At 61.8% G+C, this 19876-nt stretch carries 19 protein-coding genes; 11 read left to right on the top strand and 8 right to left on the bottom strand.

Going from position 1 to position 19876, the window contains the following annotated elements; all coding sequences use genetic code 11:
* Nucleotides 1-43: 43 nt before the first annotated feature.
* A complete protein-coding gene (locus IAE36_RS18075; protein WP_201213866.1) occupies nt 44-1594 on the bottom strand; it encodes a sensor histidine kinase in 1551 nt (516 codons plus the stop codon).
* Nucleotides 1595-1885: 291 nt separating this feature from the next.
* On the opposite strand from IAE36_RS18075, the gene IAE36_RS18080 reads away from it, so the two are divergent.
* Complete coding sequence (locus tag IAE36_RS18080; RefSeq protein WP_028634315.1) at nt 1886-2110, top strand: hypothetical protein; 225 nt, start codon at nt 1886-1888, stop codon at nt 2108-2110.
* A gap of 58 nt (nt 2111-2168) precedes the next feature.
* Nucleotides 2169-3278: a Gfo/Idh/MocA family protein gene (locus IAE36_RS18085; protein ID WP_201213867.1), complete on the top strand. Its 1110-nt coding sequence runs from the start codon at nt 2169-2171 to the stop codon at nt 3276-3278.
* Nucleotides 3279-3319: 41 nt separating this feature from the next.
* On the opposite strand, the gene IAE36_RS18090 is transcribed toward IAE36_RS18085, so the two are convergent.
* On the bottom strand, nt 3320-5068 hold the full coding sequence (locus IAE36_RS18090; protein ID WP_328822872.1) for a glycoside hydrolase family 15 protein: 1749 nt from the start codon (nt 5066-5068) through the stop codon (nt 3320-3322).
* A gap of 231 nt (nt 5069-5299) precedes the next feature.
* On the opposite strand from IAE36_RS18090, the gene IAE36_RS18095 reads away from it, so the two are divergent.
* Complete coding sequence (locus IAE36_RS18095; protein ID WP_028634312.1) at nt 5300-5584, top strand: DUF6555 family protein; 285 nt, start codon at nt 5300-5302, stop codon at nt 5582-5584.
* 16 nt (nt 5585-5600) lie between these two features.
* Here the strand turns inward: IAE36_RS18095 and IAE36_RS18100 are convergent, their stop codons facing one another.
* The gene (locus IAE36_RS18100) at nt 5601-6104 is read right to left on the bottom strand and encodes a CinA family protein (RefSeq protein ID WP_201213868.1); all 504 of its coding nucleotides are present in this window, start codon (nt 6102-6104) and stop codon (nt 5601-5603) included.
* Between the two features lie 171 nt (nt 6105-6275).
* Here IAE36_RS18100 and IAE36_RS18105 point away from each other — a divergent pair, with 171 nt between their 5' ends.
* The 3 genes from IAE36_RS18105 to IAE36_RS18115 all read left to right on the top strand — a co-directional run bounded on the left by IAE36_RS18105 (nt 6276) and on the right by IAE36_RS18115 (nt 9384).
* The gene (locus IAE36_RS18105; protein ID WP_201163209.1) at nt 6276-6509 is read left to right on the top strand and encodes a PLDc N-terminal domain-containing protein; all 234 of its coding nucleotides are present in this window, start codon (nt 6276-6278) and stop codon (nt 6507-6509) included.
* Between the two features lie 210 nt (nt 6510-6719).
* Nucleotides 6720-7244 (top strand): hypothetical protein, encoded by a 525-nt coding sequence (locus tag IAE36_RS18110; protein WP_028634309.1) that lies wholly within the window; start codon nt 6720-6722, stop codon nt 7242-7244.
* Between the two features lie 109 nt (nt 7245-7353).
* The gene (locus tag IAE36_RS18115) at nt 7354-9384 is read left to right on the top strand and encodes a hybrid sensor histidine kinase/response regulator (RefSeq protein ID WP_201213869.1); all 2031 of its coding nucleotides are present in this window, start codon (nt 7354-7356) and stop codon (nt 9382-9384) included.
* Nucleotides 9385-9436: 52 nt separating this feature from the next.
* Here the strand turns inward: IAE36_RS18115 and IAE36_RS18120 are convergent, their stop codons facing one another.
* The 3 genes from IAE36_RS18120 to IAE36_RS18130 form a co-directional block, all read right to left on the bottom strand.
* Nucleotides 9437-10639 carry a zinc-dependent alcohol dehydrogenase gene (locus IAE36_RS18120; protein WP_201213871.1) on the bottom strand — a complete coding sequence of 401 codons (1203 nt, stop codon included), beginning with the start codon at nt 10637-10639 and terminating at the stop codon, nt 9437-9439.
* Between the two features lie 82 nt (nt 10640-10721).
* Nucleotides 10722-11900, bottom strand: a complete 1179-nt coding sequence (locus tag IAE36_RS18125) for a PAS domain-containing sensor histidine kinase (RefSeq protein WP_060481832.1) — start codon at nt 11898-11900, stop codon at nt 10722-10724.
* Nucleotides 11897-12706, bottom strand: a complete 810-nt coding sequence (locus IAE36_RS18130) for an alpha/beta fold hydrolase (RefSeq protein ID WP_201213873.1) — start codon at nt 12704-12706, stop codon at nt 11897-11899. The genes IAE36_RS18125 and IAE36_RS18130 overlap by 4 nt, the downstream gene beginning before the upstream one ends.
* Nucleotides 12707-12904: 198 nt before the next feature.
* On the opposite strand from IAE36_RS18130, the gene IAE36_RS18135 reads away from it, so the two are divergent.
* Nucleotides 12905-14503 carry a histidine kinase famiy protein gene (locus tag IAE36_RS18135; RefSeq protein ID WP_201213875.1) on the top strand — a complete coding sequence of 533 codons (1599 nt, stop codon included), beginning with the start codon at nt 12905-12907 and terminating at the stop codon, nt 14501-14503.
* Between the two features lie 42 nt (nt 14504-14545).
* On the opposite strand, the gene IAE36_RS18140 is transcribed toward IAE36_RS18135, so the two are convergent.
* Nucleotides 14546-14953, bottom strand: coding sequence for a response regulator (locus IAE36_RS18140; protein ID WP_201213877.1), 408 nt, complete (start codon nt 14951-14953; stop codon nt 14546-14548).
* Nucleotides 14954-15116: 163 nt separating this feature from the next.
* Nucleotides 15117-15812, bottom strand: coding sequence for a type 1 glutamine amidotransferase domain-containing protein (locus IAE36_RS18145; RefSeq protein ID WP_201213879.1), 696 nt, complete (start codon nt 15810-15812; stop codon nt 15117-15119).
* Between the two features lie 196 nt (nt 15813-16008).
* Between IAE36_RS18145 and pstS the strand changes: the two genes are divergently transcribed.
* The 4 genes from pstS (at nt 16009) to pstB (ending at nt 19802) form a co-directional block, all read left to right on the top strand.
* The gene (gene pstS, locus IAE36_RS18150; protein WP_028634301.1) at nt 16009-17040 is read left to right on the top strand and encodes a phosphate ABC transporter substrate-binding protein PstS; all 1032 of its coding nucleotides are present in this window, start codon (nt 16009-16011) and stop codon (nt 17038-17040) included.
* Between the two features lie 66 nt (nt 17041-17106).
* Entirely contained in the window at nt 17107-18072 is a 966-nt protein-coding gene (gene pstC / locus IAE36_RS18155) for a phosphate ABC transporter permease subunit PstC (protein WP_028634300.1), read from the top strand.
* A complete protein-coding gene (gene pstA, locus IAE36_RS18160; RefSeq protein WP_028634299.1) occupies nt 18072-18965 on the top strand; it encodes a phosphate ABC transporter permease PstA in 894 nt (297 codons plus the stop codon). The genes pstC and pstA overlap by 1 nt, the downstream gene beginning before the upstream one ends.
* A 75-nt stretch (nt 18966-19040) precedes the next feature.
* A complete protein-coding gene (gene pstB, locus IAE36_RS18165) occupies nt 19041-19802 on the top strand; it encodes a phosphate ABC transporter ATP-binding protein PstB (protein ID WP_042141089.1) in 762 nt (253 codons plus the stop codon).
* Nucleotides 19803-19876 lie beyond the last annotated feature (74 nt).

Here is a 19876-nt window from a genome sequence, read left to right on the forward strand (position 1 = left end):
GTGCCATGGGTTCGATCGAATTGTCGAAAACCGAGGGGCGGGGCTAGAGCTTGAAGCGCACCCGTATCGTGCTGAGCGGGGCTGAAGCATCAATGCGGATGGCTTGCGCGCCATAGCCCGAATAGCTCTTCACCAGCCGCATGCCCAACCCCGTTCCACTGGGTTTCGGGTAGGAATCGGGAAAACCGTCACCTTCATCGGTGACCACGATTGCAGCATCCTTGCCATCGCGGGTGACGTTGACCGTAATGAGGCCTCGGCCATACTTCAGCGCGTTGGTAACCAGTTCCGAAACTACCAGCCCCAACGGCGCCATCCGTTCTGACGACAGTTGGAATGCCTCGATCTCCAGCTCGATCTTGCGCTCTGCAAAGGCCTTGCCGATATCCCCAACCAGCCCGCTCAAGTACTCCGACGCGCTGACGCCCTCGCAATAGGCATTCTGATAGAGGCGTTCGTGGACGGTTGCGATGGTGAGTACACGGTTGGCTGCGATTTGCAGCTGGGACTGGACGGCTTCTTCGTTCGAGAGGTTGGCCTGCAAAATCAACAGGGTGTTAACCAGGTGCAGGCTGTTTTTAACCCGATGGTGGATTTCCTCCAGGTGTAAACCCTTTTCAGTCAGCTTTACGTTCTGCGCGTCGATCAAGGCCTCTAGCCGGGCTTCCTGCTCGTGGCGTTCCGTGATGTCCCTGGAAACGGCAATGATCTTGTCGATGTGGCCCTGTGGGTCGAGAATGGGGGCCGCTGTCACGTCCCACCACCTTGGTTCGCCCTTGGCGGTTGGGCAGAAGGATTCGAACCGCACAGACTCACCCGCAGCAACCCGTGCGAGTGCATTATCCACCACAGGCCTGGAGCCTTCCGGCCACAGGTTTACCCAAGGCTGGCCTGACACGGTGTCCAGGCTGTCAATCTGCATGCGGCACAAGCCTGCTGCGTTGAAAAACTCTACCCTGCCGTCCCTTGAGAGGATCTTGACGCAGTCCGGGCTCGCATTGAGGACGCTCTCTGAGTAGGCAGGGGAGGTTTTTGATTCGAACTGAACAGCAAGGCGCTCGATGGCCATGGAAATGATATTGGCCAGCCCTTCCAGGAAAACGACGTCACTTTCGATGAAATCGTCGCCATCGCGGCTGTCTGCCTCCAAAATGCCGAACGTGCCCGTCACCCCTCGGACGGGAACGTTGATGGCACGTTCAATGCCATAGGCCCTGAGCAATGAGGGGGTTCTGAACCGCAGCTCCTCGCCCAGGTGATTCGAGATGACGGGGCGGTTGGTGGCGAACGCATAACCTGCCGGGCTGGCTTCGTCGGCCCCTACCGTTGCAGTACCAATGTCTGCGGCCTTCCAGCCTACACCATGGGCCAGCACCAACAGCGGTTCGCCAGGCACTGGCCGCAATACCTTTGCGAACGGCGTCTCCATGCCTTTCGCGGCTATTTCACAGGCCTGGTCCAGAAGCTCATCGAGGTCTGTCAGCTTCAGCGACTGCACACCAAAACCGACCACCAGTTCATGCTGTTTGCGTAAGCGTGTGTGGGAGATCTGCAAGGCGGCACGAATGATTTCGTCAGTCGACAATTCGGGCATGGGGTGCATCCGGCATGAGGCAGGTGGGGGAGATAGGCAACAGTTCTTGGCATGGAGGGGTAGGGCACAGCCACATTGCCTGGGCCAGCGCACAACGCAGTGTCCAAATCATGCGGGAATTTACACGCATGACGGCAAAAGTAACAGCACTGCCTGGGGCAAGGCAGACCGAATGCACCGGGTTTCCGCCCAGCGTTGCGCCTGTTCGACAAAACCAACTGTTCAGAAAGATAAAACTATCGCGGTTCTCTGCGCTCTTCTGAAAGACACCGCTCACTCTGGAGATGCCCGATGAAAGACAACCACCCCCATGCTGGCGACAAGGTACCGCGTCCACTGTCCTCTGAAGAGGCGCAACAAGGTGAACAAGTGCCGGACCCGATACTCCAGCGCCCCGACCCCGATACCGAGGTGGTCGACAAAGTGATTACCCCCACCTCGATCAAGGAACAGGAAGCGCAAACCGAGGCCATCGAGCGCCGGTTGCAGGATGTGGAAAAAAAGGTGGGCCGGTAGGCGGGCGCTCGGTCCGCAGTACGCCACCCACCTGATCGCGACATCGAGGAGGACTGTCATGCCTGATACACCCAAAAAGATTCGCTACGGCGTGGTTGCCGGCGGCTCTATTTCCCAGGGTGCATTCATGCCGGGTGTCGGCCAGACCGATAACTCGGTGATCACCGCGCTGGTGACGGGTGACCCCGAAAAAGCCCGGCAACTCGGCGAGCGGTATGGGCTCCGTACCTATGCCTACGAGGAGTATCCGGCACTGCTGGCGGCCGGCGAAGTCGACGCCCTCTATATTGCAACGCCGAACTTCCGCCACCGCGAGTTCGTGATCCCGGCCCTTGAAGCGGGCATTCACGTACTGCTGGAAAAACCCATGGGTACCAGCGAGGCCGACTGCCAGGCGATGATCGATGCCTCAGCGCGCACAGGCGCCAAGCTGATGGTCGCTTACCGGCTGCACTGCGAACCCGGCACCTTGGACATGATCGAGCGTGTGCACAAAGGCGATTTCGGCGACCCCCGGCTGTTTACCTCGATCTTCACGCAGCGAGTCAAACCCAGTAACCACCGTGCCCAGAATGGCTTTGCCGCAGGGCCAGTGCCAGACATGGGCCCTTACCCGCTGAATATGGTGCGCCAGCTGTTCAACGCCGAGCCCATCGAGGTGGCGGCAATCGGTGTGCAGTCACCGGGTAGCGCTGTGAACACCTGGGACACCGTCACCGTTAGCCTGCGCTTTCCGGACGAGCGTCTGGCACAGTTCACGGTGAGCTACACGCTGCCAGACACCGAGCGTTTCCAGTTGCTGGGCAGCAAAGGGGAAATCGAGGCCTCACCGTGCTTCGGCTACGGCGAGGGGGTGGCGATCAGCTACCGGGCGACAATCGACGGCGAAACCCGCGTGCATGTGAACCCGGTCGTGGACCAGTTTGCAGGTGAAACCGCCTACTTCTCCGACTGTATCCTGCGCGACCAGGCGCCGGAGCCGGACGGGGTAGAGGGGTTGCGCGACGTGCGCGTGATCGCGGCCATCGAACGGGCATTGCAGACGGGGCAGCCGCAGCAGCTCGAACCTCTGCCGGCTCGCCAGCAGGCTCGCCGCCGCGAGCAGCACAGGGCTTTCCCGCTCGCCGAAGTGCCCCCGATGGTGGCTACCGAATCACCCACCGAGTAACCAACGGCCCGCGCGCCAAGCCTGGCGCGCAGCCCGGGCTTTCAACACGGCGGGCGTCGACCGCTTAGCGCCAGAGCTGCGCGCAGTGCCGCCAGATGTGTCAGCCCTTGTGGCAGGTTACCCAGGTAGTTGCCCGAGTCGGGGTCTACCATTTCCGAGTAGATGCCTGCGCCATGGCCAAGGCCTTCCAGCGCCGCGTGAAAAGCCTTTTGCGCTTCAGCCTCATGCCCAAGCAGCACCCAGGCTTCCACCAACCAGAACGAGCAGGCGAGGAAGCAGCCTTCCTCTTCACTGGCCCCGCTGTAGCGATAGTGGAAGGGGCCACTGCCCAGCGATTGCTGTACTGCATGCAGGGTGCTGCGCAGGCGCTCTCGCTGCGGGTAGCCAAAACGCACGGCTAGCGCAATGCCTGCGTCAAGGCGTTCACTGCCGGGGTAAAACACGTAAGCCTGTAGCCGCTCGCTCCAGCAATGGCTTTCTACCCATTCCTGGATGCGGCCCCGTTCGCGTACCCAGCGTTCCCGGCAGGTGGTGGGCAGGTGCCCGCCGTCGGCCAGCTCGATGGCGCGGCTTAGGGCCTGCCAGCAACTGATCTTGGACAAGGTGTAGTGCCGTACCTCGTGCAGCTCCCAGATACCGGAATCGGGCTGGCGCCAACAGTCTGCACAGTCGTCGGCCAGGCGTGCCAGCAGCGCTGCGCTGACGTTGTCGAGGATATTGCCGCATTGAATGAAGCAGCTGGTGGTTTCGAAGATGTCGCCAAACACGCCGTGTTGCAGTTGATTGTGTGCGTCATTGCCCACTACAGGCGGCGATTGCTTGTAACCGGGTAGGTCTATGGGGTGGATGCCGTCACCGACGTGCCCGTCGAGCGTGTAAAAGACACGTGCGCCATGCTCGTCCAGCCGACGCAGCAACCAGGTATAGGCAGCCTTTGCTTCGGGCTGGGCACCAATGCCCAGAAACGCCTCGATGGTGTAACCCGCGTCCCGTATCCAGGCGAAGCGATAATCGTAGTTCTTGAAGCCGCCGATACGCTCTGGCAGCGATGTGGTCGCCGCCGCCATGATCGACCCGCTGGGCGATGACAGCAGCAGTTTCAGCGCCAGCGCATTGCGTACCACTACCGCTTCGTAGGGGCCCTGGTAATCCAGGCCCTGGGACCATTGCCGCCACTCCCTGTCAGAGCCATCTATGCGGGCATCGACCAAGCTCAGCGCAGGCACCACCAGCGGTTCGTCGTAACCGGCGATAAGGCCGAGCACCGTCCGCTGGCCGGCCGTGATCTCCACGGTGCCTCGCACGCCGAGGTCATCCTTGCGCTGTACATCCACCCGGTCATCGTGCAGGAACATGCCCAGAATGTGCCCGGCATGGAATACGCAGCCATTATCGTTGGGCGAAAGATAAGGGCTGACAGTATCGGCCTGGGTGCCGAAATCGATGGCCACGTGGAATGCCACCGAGCCTTCGATGCCTTCGATTCGCCTGGCCAGTTCCGCCCAGGGCAGCCGCCCGGCCGGGCCGCTGTTAAGCGACTCAGTCAGCCTGGCCCTGCCGCTGCTGGTGATGTAGTCGGTTTCCAGCACATTACTGCCCGGCCGGTAGCGCCGCTCAGCCACATAGGGCTGGCTTGGGGTAATGGCAAAGTGGCCCCCGGTGGTCGGCGCCAGCAACCTGTCGAACAAGGGCGGCGAGTCCATGTGCGGCACGCACCACCAATCGATGGAGCCGTCCAGGCCGACCAGGGCCACTGAGCGCCCGTCGCCAAGTGCTGCGTAATGTTCCACCAAAAGCCAACCCCCGGCATCGCGCTGGGGTTCCCCTTGTTGCGCCAGGCTTTTCGTATCGTCGTCCACAGGCAAGCTCCAACGTCAGTCGTAGTGCTGGGACTAGAGGGTTGCGCGAAGAGTTCTAGGCTTCAGACGCAAAGCTACCGGCATGACCAGTGAGTCAAAATAAATGGAATCTTTTGCTCGGCTGTTCGCTCCATTAGGCTGGGTTTGATGGAGAAGAGTCCAATGGCAGGGCAGCAACTGTATGTGATCGAGTATGAGCTTCACGGGGACTACCGCACGTTCATCATTCGCCTTGAGCGCATGGACAATAGCGAAGCTTGGCATTGGGCCAGTTGCGATGCCGGAGTCGGGATCATTCCCCGGTTTGGGCAGCACACCATCAAGAAAGTCAGCCGCCCGATGGCTGAGCGGTATGGCTTGGCCAATGTGAAATGGCGGTTGTCTGGCACAGGCCCTGAATTCGTGGCGCCTGCGGTGGATATGAAAAAGTTCGCTGTTAGCAAATGAGGGTTGTCGGTGCGGGTTACGCGCGTTCGCCGCGTAACCAGCGCTGATGATAGTGGGCAAGTTGTGAAAGGCCATAGACGGCCCCCTGTTGCATCACGTCTCCCCGTTGGCCAAAAAAGCGTTGCGTGCGGGTGAACACTGCTGTGGGGTGGCCTGCGAATGCCCAGGCGAAGCAGAGGGTACCGGGCGCTATGCTGCCTTGGGCGTCGGGCCCTGCGACCCCGGTAGTGGCAATCGCCACCGAGGCCTGGCTGTCTTTGAGTGCACCCAACGCCATTTCCCAGGCGACCGCTTCACTGGTCAGGCCGTAGCGCTCGATGGTGAGGGGGCTTACACCGAGCAGCCGTTGCTTGGCGGCTGGCGAGTACACCACATACCCGCTTTCCAACACAGCACCTGTGCCTGGAATGCTGGCTAACGCAGCGATCATGGCGCCGGCTGTGCAGGATTCGGCTGTGGTCAGCACAAGGTCATGGGCCTCGAGGTAATCGAACGCTTGCGCAATGGCGTTGTCTGGCATGGACGCATACTCGTAGTGCTCTTCAGGGGTGGACGGTTTGCCAGCGAGTTTGGTTCAGCGCATTCACGCCCACCCGTCCACCTTCGAGAAGCCGGGCTGAACTTCGTGGTAGGCATAGGCTTCCTCTACATAGGAGGTCGGGATCGCTGGCCGCCAACTGAGGGCGTGATCATGACTGAGCCTGTGACGTACTTCTGGATTGCCGTGGCGGTGATCATTCTTCTGGTGGACCTGTGGGCCATCGTCAGCGTGTTTCGCAGTGACAAGGCAGACACCACCAAGGCGCTGTGGGCACTCGTACTGCTGGCGCTCCCGGTTATCGGCCTGGGGATATGGGGTGTGTGGGGCCCGCGTGGCATAAAGCGCGGCACCGGGCCCTCCTCGCCGGAACACAGCAAAGGTTGAGGTGGCAGTATGAGCAAGCTACGTGACGAACAACGCAAGGGCGCTGACCTCGCTAAAACCAACGGTGAGCAGGAGCGCGACAACGATGCTCACCGCCCTGAGGGTTCAACCGGTACCTCGCAAGATTCAACAGCACAGAAAGCCGCCCGGGAAACACCCCGGAAAGCACGCAAACAGTAATGAGTCGCCAGCACACCAAGGAGCTGTAACGTGCCACGTATTATCACCCCGGCTACGCCTGAGACGGATCTGGAGGAGCAAAGCGCACGCATGTTCGGCTCCCCCAAGGAGCGGCTGGATTTTTACCGGCAGGAAATCCAGTACGAAACCAGTATCCTGGCCAACCGCACGGATGCGTACCTGGCGGCTCAGTCATTTCTGGTCATCGCGTTCGTCTCGGCCATGGGCAACCTGAACGAAAGCTGGGGTGAGATGTTTACCCTGGTCGTTCCTCCGTTTCTGGCACTGCTCGGTGTGCTCAGCTCACTTAATGCGTGGCCGGGTATTCGCGCAGCGTTCAAGATCATCGAACACTGGCAGCTCAAGCAAAGCCACTTACTGCGCAGCGAGCCCATGATGGGCTTGGCCTACGATGAGTCTCCACTGTTCAGTGAGGCGGAAACCTCCCGAGCCGGGCATCGTAAATCGCTGTTGTTCTCACTGCGTACACCGTGGATTTTCCTCGCCTGTTGGGTGCTGCTGGGCGCATACGCCCTGTTTATTCAGCTGGCTTAGCGCCAAGCCCTTTTCAAGCCCCGTGTGTCGTGCCCATCATGTGCACCTGCAGCACGCGGGCCGTGGCGCCCTGGCTGTGCTGACCCTTCACGATGTTCGAGGTCGACTCATGGAACAACAACCCGCTGGCAGCGGTGCCAGTGGCCAGGATGACGCTGCTCAGACGGCCGAGCGGCTGCAGCTTGCGCTTAGCGCGGGCGCGATTATCGGCACCTGGGTGTGGGACATCCCCAACGACCGGGTAACCGCTGACGAGCGCTTTTCCCATTCGTTCGGTTTGCCACTGGCCAAATGCCTGGCGGGTATGCCATTGGTCGAGGCATTCGACTCCATCTACCCCGAAGACCGTGAGCATGTGGCCGATGCCATTCAGGCCGCCATGGCCTGTGGCGGTGCGTTTCGCTGCGAGTACCGGGTTCGTCATGACGATGGTTGCTACCGCTGGGTAGAGGCCAGCGGGCGGGTTGAGTTGAACGGGGAGGGGGCGCCGGTACGCTTCCCGGGTGTGCTGATGAACATCGAGTCACGCCGCGCCGCCCAGGCCGAGCGGGACCGGGTCATGGCCATGCTGCGCACCTTCACGGCTGCGGTGCCGGGTGTGGTCTATGCCAAGGACCGCCAGGGGCGGATGCTGGTAGCCAACCACGGCACCACCGTGCTGATCGGCAAGCCACCTGAGTACTACATCGGTAAGACCGACCTGGAGTTCCTCGAAGACAAGCAGCAGGCGCAGCAGGTGATGGAAACCGATCAACGCGTCATGGCAGCCGGCAAGGCCGTGGAGGTCGAGGAGCGCGTGGATATGCCTGATGGCTCTGCCACCTACTGGCTGTCGTTGAAAGCACCCCTGCTCGGCGACGATGGCGAAGTGATCGGGCTGATTGGTTCGTCCATTGATGTCACGGCCCGCAAGCAGGCCGAGGCCCAGTTGCTGGAACTCAACCGCACGCTTGAAGCACGCATCAGCCAGGCGGTGGCCGAGCGTGAGGAGGCAGAAGCAGCCCTGCGCCAGGCGCAGAAGATGGAGGCGGTGGGGCAGTTGACGGGCGGGATCGCCCATGACTTCAACAACCTGCTGGCAGGTATTTCGGGAAGCCTCGACCTGATCCGCGCGCGGTTGGGACAAGGGCGTATGGACGATGTCGAGCGTTACCTGACCGTGGCACATGGTGCTACCCGCAAGGCGGCGGCACTGACCCACCGGCTGCTGGCATTCGCCCGCAGGCAGACGTTACTGCCGGTGGAAACCGATGTACATGCATTGATTGGCGGCATGGAGGAGTTGATCCGCCGTACGGTGGGGCCTTCGATCACGCTTGAGGTGCGCCTTGAGGCCTTGGCCAGCACCTGCCTGGTAGACCCGGCCCAGCTTGAGAATGTGCTGGTCAACTTGTGTATCAATGCCCGTGACGCACTCGCCGGCGCGGGTTGTATCAGTATTCACACTGAAGACCAGCATCTCGGGGACGGAGCCGACCCTGAGTTGCAGGCTGGCGACTACCTGTGCATCTGCGTGGCCGATGGGGGTACAGGCATGGCCCCGGACACCCTGGCCAAGGCCTTCGAGCCGTTCTTCACCACCAAGCCCGTAGGTGCGGGTACGGGCTTGGGCCTGTCGATGGTGTATGGCTTTGCCAAACAGAGTGGCGGGCAGGTGCGCATCGAGTCCACCGAGGGGGTGGGTACCCGGGTTTACCTGCAGTTGCCCAGCCATGGGGAGCCGCGCCATGTGGCTACAGCACCGCCGCCCAGCGCCACCAGCCACCGCGCAGTGCCCGGGCACACGGCGCTGGTGGTGGATGATGAAGCCTCGGTGCGCATGTATGTGAGCGAGATCCTCAATGGGCTGGGGTATGTGGTCATCGAAGCAGCCGACAGCCTGGCAGGTTTGCAGTTGCTGCGCTCTGACACGCGCATCGATCTGCTGATCACGGACGTGGGCCTGCCGGGTGGGCTGGATGGCAGAAAGATGGTCGAAGCAGCCCGGGCTGCCCGGCCAGGGCTGCCGGTGTTGTTCATGACTGGCTATGCGCCGACCGAGCCTTCAACTGTCGGCTGGCCGGGGGAGGCGGGGGCGGTGTTGAGCAAGCCGTTCACGCTTGATGCGCTCATCAAGGCGCTCAACACCCTCAGCCTGTAGTTTCTGGTAATGGCCGGGGCCGATAGGCGGCCCCGGCCAGTCAACCCTGCGATCAGGCCGACATGCCGCTCGCCGACGCGCTCGCCGCACCAGGCACCAGAATCACCTTGCGGCAATCGTCTTTTTTCTGGTCGAACAGTTTGTACGCCAGGGTGGCCTCTTCGAGCGCCATGCGGTGGGTAACGATCTGTTCCGGCTGCAACCGGCCTGCCTCAATGTACTCGAGCAATTGCGGCAGGTATTTGTGCACGTGGGTCTGGCCCATCTTGAAGGTAAGGCCTTTTTCGAATGCGTCGCCGAACATGAAGCCGTGGATGAACCCCGCATACACGCCGGGCACGCTCACAACCCCACCCCGGCGCACGGCGGCAATGCACTGACGCAAGGCCTTGCCGTTGCTGCCCTCGATCTTGAGGGTGGTCAGTACCGCCTCGGCAGTGCTGCCTTTGGCTTCGAAGCCCACCGCATCAATGGCCGCGTCGACGCCGCGCTTGCCTGGGGTAAGGCGGATGATGCTGTCTGCCGGGTCATCATCCTGTTCATAGTTGATGGGCACCACCCCGTAGGCATCGCGGGCGAACGCCAGGCGGTAGTCGTTGTGATCGATCATGAAGATGGTCTGGGCGCCCAGCATGCGGGCACAGGCCGCGCTCAGCAGCCCGACAGGCCCGGCGCCGTAGATGGCCACTGTCGAGCCCTGGCCTACCTGGGCGTTGGTCACGGCCTGCCAAGCCGTCGGCAGGATGTCGGAGAGGAACAGCACCTTGTCGTCCGGCAACGCCGTGGGCACCTTGAACGGCCCCACATTGGCCTTGGGTACCCGCACGTAATCTGCCTGGCCACCCGGTATGCCGCCATACAGGTGGCTGTAGCCAAACAGGGCTGCCCCTGGCGGGATCACTTTTTTATTGATGATGGCGCCGCGCCCGGTATTGGTGGTTTCGCAGGCGGCAAACAGATCGTGCTGGCAGAAGAAGCAGTTGCCACAGGCAATCACGAAGGGGATGACTACCCGATCCCCGACCTTCAGGTCTGTAACGCCGGGGCCTGCCTCTTCGACGATACCCATGAATTCATGGCCGAAGATATCGCCCGGTTCGGTCTGCGGAATCCTGCCGTGGTACAGGTGCAGGTCCGACCCGCAGATGGCCGTGGCAGTCACGCGCAAGATGACGTCGTCATCGGCCTGGAGCGTTGGGTCTGGAACCGTATCGACCCGGACATCCTGCGCGCCGTGGAAGGTCAGTGCTCTCATGGTTCAGCTCCTGCAAGGTCGGTTGTGCAGTTCAGGGTTAACCACGGCGTGAGTATAGTTCAGCTGCCGGCGCGCACCGGTCTCAGCAGGCACCTGCCCCGACTGGCAGGCGGATGGTGAAGGTGGTGCCGTACACCGCGTCGGAACTGACGGTGACAGCGCCCCCATGCGCCTGGGTGATCTCGCTGACGATGAACAGGCCCAGGCCGATGGAGCGCACCGGGTCGCGGTGGCTGCTGGCGCGCGTCATTGGGGCGAACAGCGTTGGCAGCGAACGCTCGGGGATGCAGGGGCCATGGTTGTGCACGGCGATCACGGCGGCGTGCGGCTGCAGGTCGGTGGTCAGGGTGATGGGGTGGGCGAGGTCCCCGTACGCCACGCTGTTGGCAACCAGGTTGCCAATCATCTGCTGCAGCCGATCACCGTCGATGTCCAGTTCGCCATGGCCACGGGACAGGTGGCGGATGTGGGCGTGGGTAAAGGCCACGCGCAACTCGTTGACGCTTTGATCCACGGTTCTTGGCAGGTCCGTAGGGCTGCGCCGGATGGTGATGCCTTCGCCGATCCGCACCGAGGCAAAGTCGAGCAGGTCGGCAATCATGCGCCGCGCCCGTTCCGAAGAATGGCTGATGCTGCTCAGCAGGCGCCGCTCCTTTTCCCGGTGCTCGCCGCGCTCCAGCAACTGGGTGGCCATCTTTATCGCCGTCAGCGGATTTTTCAGGTCGTGGCTGGCGATCGCCACCATCTGTTCGGCAAAGGCCGCGCGCCGCTGGGCATCATGATAGGCGTCGGCAAGCTCCTGCTTGGCGTGTTGCAGCGCCGCTTCCGCTTCAGTGGTCTGGGCCAGCAACTGTTCGGCCCGGCGCCGCGCAGCCAGCAGTTCACGTTCATAGCGGTCACGCTCGATGGTGCCGAACAGGGCCATTTCGTGGAATACGCCATGGGCGTGCTCGCGCCGCACCCCATTGAGCAGCATGGTGATGACATGGCCGTCGCGGTGCAGCACTTCAAGTTTCACCTCCGCCACGGAGCCCTGCATTTTCATCAACGGTGCCCAGTGGGTCTGGTGAAAAATGCGCCCGCCCATGGTCAACAGCTCTTGAAACCTGCGCTGCAACAAGGTTTCCAACGAGTGCCCCAGCCAGTTGCAGAAGGTCTGGTTGGCCCGCACGATAATACCGGCTTCGGTAGTGACGACCAGGCCGCAGGGGGCGCCTTCGTACAGCTGCTCTACCAGCGGCAGGGCGTCTTCGGGGGTCATTGGCCGAGTGCCCAGGGCTGCAAGAACGCGTCCATGGCCTGGGAGCAGGCAGTGGGTGCGCTCATGTGCGGGCAGTGGCCGATGTTCTCGATCAGGCACAGCGTACTGTTGGGCATGACCGCATGCAGATACTCACCCACCGAAACGGGGGCGATCAGGTCATCGTGGGACTGCAGGATCAGTACGGGTGTGGTCAGGCCGGCAATGTCCTGGCGGTTGTCCGACAGGAACGTGACGCGGGCGAAGTGCCCGGCGATTTCTGGGTCGGTACGGCAGAAGCTGTTGGTGAGCTCATCGCCCAGCGCCGGCTGCCCGGGTGCCCCCATGATCACGGGGGCCATGGTGCTGGACCAACCCAGGTAATTGCTGTCGAGCGTGTCGAGCAGGCTCTGGATATCGGCCTGCTTGAAGCCCCCGATGTAGTCGCCGTCATCGATGTAGCAAGGGGACGGCCCGACCATTACATGGGCAGCGATGCGCCCTGGCCGCTTGCGGTCGGCCAGGGCGCCGATCATTGCGCTGACCGAATGGCCGACCACGATCACCGGGCCTTCGGCGAAGGCATCGATAACCTCGTTGAGGTCCTGGGCGTAGCCCTGCAGCGAGTCGTATTTGCGGCGGTCGTAGGCGGTGAGGTCCGATTGCCCGGCGCCTACCAGGTCGTAGGTCACCACCCTGAAACGCCCGTGAAAGTGGGGCAGCAGGTACTTCCACATGGACTGGTCGCAGCCGAAACCGTGGGAAAACACCAGGGTGGCTGGGCCGCTACCGGTGACCTGTACGTTGTTACGCAGCGATAGATTCATGAGATTCCACGGGCAGCAGCATCATGCTTATTAGGTGCGGGGCCTGGCAGTTCATTGTGCAGGATAGGCCAGGCGTGAACGAGTCGACAGTGGGTGTTCGGCATAAGTTTCGTAAACGGTGAATGCCGAATGAGCAACTTGGGCTGCGCCGTTGTCAAGAGTTGACGATTTGCACCACTGCTCATTCAGGAGAGTCCCGTGACGGACAAGAAGGCACGCGTCAGCAATCAAGCTTCCGGGGATATCTCCAAGCTGCCGCACGACATGTTTTTCGCGGCGGTGCAAACCACGCGCATGCCGATGATCGTGACTGACCCCAACCGCGAGGACAACCCGATCATCTTCGCCAACCGCGCCTTTCTGGAGATGACCGGCTATGCCAGCAGCGAGATCCTGGGGCGCAATTGCCGTTTTCTGCAGGGCGCCGAAACCGAAGTGGCAGTGGTGGATGCCATCCGCGACGCCATCGCCCGCCGGGTCGATATCGCCACGGAAGTGCTCAACTACCGCAAAGACGGCTCAAGCTTCTGGAATGCCTTGTTCATTTCGCCGATCTTCAACGAACGGGGTGACCTGATTTATTTCTTCGCCTCGCAGCTGGATGTAAGCCGTCGGCGCGATGCCGAGGACGCCCTGCGCCAAGCGCAGAAGATGGAAGCCCTCGGCCAGCTCACTGGCGGTATCGCCCATGACTTCAACAACCTGCTGCAGGTGATGGGCGGCTACATGGGCCTGGTCGCCAACGAGACCGACAAAGGCCAGCCCGACCTGAGCCGCATTCGCCGCAGTGTGGGCCACGCGCAAACCGCCGTGGACCGGGCCAGCACGCTGACCAAACAGCTGCTGGCATTCGCCCGCAAACAGAAGTTGCACGGCAGGGTGCTTAACCTCAACCACCTCATTGATGACGTGCGCCCCATCATCGAGCGCACCTTCGGCGGCGAGGTGACGGTGGATTACGACCTGGATCCGCAACTGCGCAATTGCCGTATCGATGGCACCCAGGCCGAGGTCGCGCTGCTGAATATCTTCATGAATGCGCGGGACGCCCTCATCGGCCGCAAACGGCCCCACCTGTTCATCGAAACCCGCAATATCCAGGTGAGCGATATCAACCAGTCCTTTGATGGGCTGTTGCCAGGCAGCTATGTCAGCATCTCGATTACCGACAATGGTATCGGGATGCCAGCCAGCATCCGCGACCGGGTGATGGACCCGTTCTTCACCACCAAGGAGGAGGGCAAAGGCTCCGGGCTGGGGCTGTCGATGGTGTATGGGTTTGCCAGGCAGTCCGGGGGCGCTGCGCGTATTTATACCGAAGAGGGCGAGGGCACTACGTTGCGCTTGTATTTCCCGGTGGATGAAGCAAGCCCGGTGCAGGAAAAACCCGTAAAGCTTGCGGAGCGCAGCTCGGGCACAGAGCGCATTCTGATTGTCGAGGACCGCCCGGACGTCGCCGAATTGGCCAAGATGGTGCTGGAAAACTATGGCTATGACGCAGATATGGTGCTTAACGCGCGCGAGGCCCTGAAGCTGATCCAGGCGGGTGAGCGCTACGACCTGCTGTTCACCGACCTGATCATGCCAGGTGGCATGAACGGGGTGATGCTGGCGCGGGAGGTGCGCCGCCTGCAGCCGCAAATAAAGGTGCTGCTGACCACCGGTTACGCGGAGAACTCCATTGAACGCACGGATATTGGAGGGTCGGAATTTGATGTGATTTCCAAGCCCTGCCAGCCACATGATTTGGCAAGACGGGTAAGGCAGGTGCTGGACGGGCCAACGGGGATCGCCTGAGAACCCCATCAGCGCCCTGCAGGCCAGGGCGCTGATACGGCATCACCTCAATGGCTGTGCCAGCGGTTTTACCGAGCGCGATAACTGGTCGCTGACCACACCAATGAAATGGTCAAGCGTCCACGGCTTGGACAGAAACACAGCACCCAACGGCAGCGCCTGGCTGGAGGGGTCGTGATAGCCACTCATGACCACGATACGCGTATCCGGCTGTTGCTTGCCGACCTGGCGCGCCAGCTCCAGCCCGTCTACGGTCCCGGGGGTACGTACGTCGGTCAGCAGCATCGAGAAGGAGGAATGCGAGGTCATTTCCAGGCCCTCCTGCGCGGTTTCAACGCTTGTGACTGTGGCGCCCAGGTCTTCAAGTGCGATGGCAATCAGTTCGCGAATGATGGGTTCGTCCTCGACCAGCAGGACAGTCGGACATCTTGGAAGTTCGCACACTTTCATGGCAGTACTCAGGCTAGGCGCACTCAGGTTTTAGAGGGGACATCCGTGTTGGCTCGCAAGGTAACGCGCGAGCGATAACTGTGCGCTACCCGTCTGACCACCGCCCCTGAGCAATAATTCCGTAAACGTTTGCTTCAAGGGCGCAAGTGCCAGGGCTGGGCGGTCAGGCGCCAGGTTCCCGTGCCAGCCGGGCAAGCAGCGCCTCGGCTGCGGCTTCGGAGGAAGCGGGGTTTTGGCCCGTGATCAAATGCCCATCCTCGACCACATGGCTGGACCAGTCAGCCCCCTTGGAGTAGGCACCGCCTTTGGCCTTGAGCATGTCTTCGACCAGGAACGGCACCACATCGGTAAGCCCTACAGCCGCTTCTTCGCTGTTGGTGAAGCCCGTAACCTGCTTGTCTTTCACAGCAGGGTGCCCGTCAGGCGCCTTGACGTTCTTCAGCACCCCAGGTGCGTGGCACACGGCGGCAATCGGCTTGTTGGCTGCATAGAATGCCTGCAGCAGGGTGATCGAATGCTTGTCTTCGGCCAGGTCCCACAACGGCCCATGGCCACCTGGGTAGAACACGGCATCGAAGTGGTAGGGGTCCACCTGGTCCAGGGGCACGGTATCAGCCAGGGCCGCCTGCCCCTCGGCATCGCTGGCAAAGCGCCGGGTGGCATCAGTCTGGGCATCGGCCTCGTCGCTTTTAGGGTCCAGGGGTGGCTGGCCGCCTTTGGGCGAGGCGAGGGTCACGTCGGCGCCATTGTCGATGAAGACATAATAAGGAGCGGCGAACTCCTCCAGCCAGAAGCCGGTTTTCTTGCCGGTGTTACCCAGTTGATCATGGGATGTCAGCACCATCAGGATTTTCTTCATGCAGGGCTTCCTCCAGGTAAGGGCGCGCAGCGCCAAACGCGCTGCCTGAAGAGTGGGAGTTCGGTGCGCCGGCAGCGTTCCATCGGTGTGCCCAGGCCCTCGCCGGTGCCTTGGCTAGCGGGGTGCCACCGGATGGTCACAAAGCTGTAACACAGCTGATGCAAAGTGTGCCGGCCATCACACGGAGCGCTTTTCCATGATACGCCTGATGAAGTCTGCTGCACTCGCCGTTGCGGTCTCCCTTTGCGCCACCTCGGCATCCATCGCCGCAGAAAACGTCCGCCTGACCGGTTCGGGCGCCAGTTTCCCTGCACCGATCTACCTGACCTGGTTCAAGGACTTCAGCAAGAAGACCGCGGGTGTCACCGTTGATTACCAATCCAAGGGTAGCGGCGCAGGCGTTCAGGACTTCCTGAACAAGACCGTCGATTTCGCTGCCAGCGACTCGGCCATGAGCGAAGCGGACATCGCCAAAGTAGGCGAGGGCGTGCAACTGCTGCCCATGACTGCCGGCGAAATCGTTCTGGCCTACAACCTGCCAGGCAACCCCAAGGGCCTGAAACTGCCACGTGATGTGTATTCGAACATCTTCCTGGGCAAGATCACCCAGTGGAACGACCCACAGATCGCTGCGGCCAACCCTGACCTGAAACTGCCAGCCACGCCGATCACCGTGGTGGTACGTGCCGACTCCAGCGGCACCACCGCCGTCTTCACCAAGCACCTGTCGGCCATCAACCCAGACTTCAAGCAGGGGTTGGGTGAGGGCAACACCGTCAACTGGCCCGCCACCGACAAGTTCATCAAATCGCCCAAAAACGATGGCGTAACCGCCACCGTTCGCCAGACCCCAGGCGCCATCGGCTACATCGAGTACGGCTTCGCCAAGCTGGCCAAAGTGGACTTCGCCCAGCTGCAGAACAAGGCCGGCCAGTATGTGGTACCGACCGCCGAGAGCGGTGCAGAAGCCCTGGCTGCCGTGAACATGCCGGAAAACCTGGTGGCCTGGCTGCCCGACCCGGATGGCGCCAAGTCCTACCCGATCACCTCGTACACCTGGATGATCTTCCGCAAGGACAACGGCAACCCGGCCAAGGCCAAGGCCATGCGTGAAATGGTCGAGTACAGCCTGACCGAAGGGCAGAAGATCGCCGACTCCATGGGCTACATCCCGTTGCCACCGTCGGTTGTCGAGCAAGTGCGTAAAGCGTCCGCCAACATCCAGTAACACCCAGGCGCTCCCGGCGTGCGTGTACCGCGCCGGGGGTGTTGCACCCTGTCCCGGAACCTGCCAATGAACACACCCTTTGCCATACCGGATAACCCAGACTCCGCGTGCCAGCCACCGTCGACAAAAGACTTTCTGGTGGACCGCACCTTCCGTGCGCTCGCCCGTATTGGCGTGGTGCTGGTGCTGGCGCTGGTCTTCGCGCTGGTTTATGAAGTGGGCCGCAAGGCATTGCCCGGCATCGAAAAGCACGGTTTCGACGTGCTGTTCGGCAGCGTCTGGGACGTCAACCAAGGCAAGTACGGCATTCTTCCTGCCATTTGGGGCACGCTCTACAGCGCCCTGATTGCATTGCTGATCGCAGGCTTCTTCGGCGTCAGCATGGCTATTTTCCTGACCCAGGACTTTCTTCCTGCCAGGCTGGCGGCGGTGTTTCGCACCATCGTCGAGCTGCTGGCTGCCATCCCCAGCGTGGTCTATGGCCTGTGGGGCATCTACGTGGTCATCCCGGCCATCCGCCCGCTCACGGCGTGGCTGAACAGCGAGCTGGGCTGGATCCCCTTCTTCGGTACTTCACTGAGCGGCCCTGGCCTGCTGCCAGCGGCACTGGTACTGGCAATCATGATTCTGCCGACCATCGCGGCGGTGTCCCAGGACGCGCTGACCAGCGTACCGATGAAGACCAAGCAGGCCGCCTACGGCATGGGTACCACCCATTGGGAAGCGATCCTCAAGGTGATGGTGCCCTCCGCTGCAACCGGCATCTTCGGCTCACTGGTGCTCGGCCTGGGCCGCGCCCTGGGGGAAACCATGGCACTGGCCATGCTGGTGGGCAACGCCAACACCATTTCCCTGTCGCTGTTCGCCCCGGCCAACACCCTGGCTGCGCTGTTGGCGCTGAACTTCCCGGAGGCTGGCCCCAACGAGGTGGAGGTGCTGATGTACGCCGCCCTGGTGCTGATGTTCATCACCCTGCTGGTGAACGTGCTCGGCTCGATGATCATGCTCTACGCCCAGCGGGGTAATAAATGATGACTGACCTCTCGACCCCTGTTGCCGCGCTGCCCAGCCTGCAGCGCAAGCTCGAAGGCCGCGCCCTGCGCAGCGTGCTGCTGACCAGCCTGGCATGGTTCGCCGCCCTGGTGGCCAGCGTACCGCTGATTTCAGTGCTGTACATGCTGATCACCCGCGGCGGTGCGCGGCTCAACCTCGAAGTGTTCACCGAGTTGCCGCCCACCGGCTTCGAAATGGGCGGCGGTTTCGGCAACGCCATGGCCGGTACCTTTGTCATGGTCGGCATTGCGGCCGCCATCGCAGTACCGGTGGGTATCCTGGCTGCGGTGTTCCTCGCCGAACTGGGCCCTGACAGCAAGCTGGCCAACGCGGCACGCTTCGCGGCCAAGATGCTTACCGGCCTGCCGTCGATCTTGGCGGGTGTGTTCGCCTACGCCCTGGTGGTGATGACCACGGGCACCTACTCGGCCCCGGCCGGTGGTGTGGCGCTGGCGGTACTGATGCTGCCGATCGTGGTGCTCACCGCCGAAGAAGCGATGAAGATGGTACCCAAGATCATGAAAGACGCTGCCTACGGCATGGGCTGCACCCGTGCCCAGGTCATCTGGAAAATCGTGCTGCCCACCGGGCTGCCGGCCATCCTGACCGGCGTCATGCTGGCCGTGGCACGGGCTGCGGGCGAAACCGCACCGCTGCTGTTCACCGCGCTGTTCAGCAACTACTGGATCTACCACGACGGCAGCCTGGCGGTGATGAACCCGACTGCGTCGTTGGCCGTGCTCATTTACAACTTCTCCGGCATGCCGTTCGACAACCAGCTCGAGCTCGCCTGGGCGGCCTCGCTGGTACTGGTGATGATCGTGCTGGTAATCAACATTCTTAGCCGAGTTTTCGGCAAGCCCAAGTATTGAGAAAGGGAGCATTCGACCGTGAACGTATCCACCGCCCAAAGAGCCGCTCCCTTGGCCAGCGAAGCCCCCATCGTCATGGACTGCAAGCTGGACAAGATTTTCTACGGTAATTTCATGGCCGTGCGCGACAGCCACGTGCCTATCCGTAAAAACGAGATAACCGGTTTCATTGGCCCGTCCGGCTGCGGCAAAAGTACCGTGCTGCGCAGCCTGAACCGCATGAATGACCTGGTGAAGGGCTTCCGCTTCGAAGGCCACGTGCACTTCCTGGGCCAGGATGTGTACGGCAAAGGTGTTGACCCGGTCGTGGTGCGCCGCTACATCGGCATGGTGTTCCAGCAGCCCAACCCGTTTTCCATGAGCATTTTCGACAACGTTGCCTTCGGCCTGCGCCTGAACCGCTACAAGGGTGATATCGGCGACCGCGTGAAACACGCCTTGCAAGGGGCCGCGCTGTGGGACGAGGTGAAAGACAAGCTCAAGGTCAGCGGCCTGTCGTTGTCCGGCGGCCAGCAGCAGCGCCTGTGCATCGCCCGCGCCATTGCCACCGAGCCTGAAGTGCTGTTGCTCGATGAGCCGTGCTCGGCCCTGGACCCGATCGCCACGCGCCGGGTCGAAGAACTGATGGTGGAATTGAAAAAGGACTACACCATCGCCCTGGTCACCCACAACATGCAGCAGGCGATCCGTGTGGCGGATACCACCGCGTTCTTCTCGGTGGACATCACCCAGGGTACCCGCACCGGCTACTTGGTCGAGATGGGCCCGACAACCCAGATTTTCCAGAACCCGCGTGAGCAGCTCACTTCCGACTACATCAGCGGCAAGTTCAGCTGACGCTGATGCGCTTCAGGCAGCCGGGTGCAGGGGCCAGGAAGGCGCCTGCACCCGGCTGCATGTGTGTCACTAAA

The organism is Pseudomonas sp. S36 (assembly GCF_016647875.1).
Classification (GTDB): Bacteria; Pseudomonadota; Gammaproteobacteria; order Pseudomonadales; family Pseudomonadaceae; genus Aquipseudomonas; species Aquipseudomonas parafulva.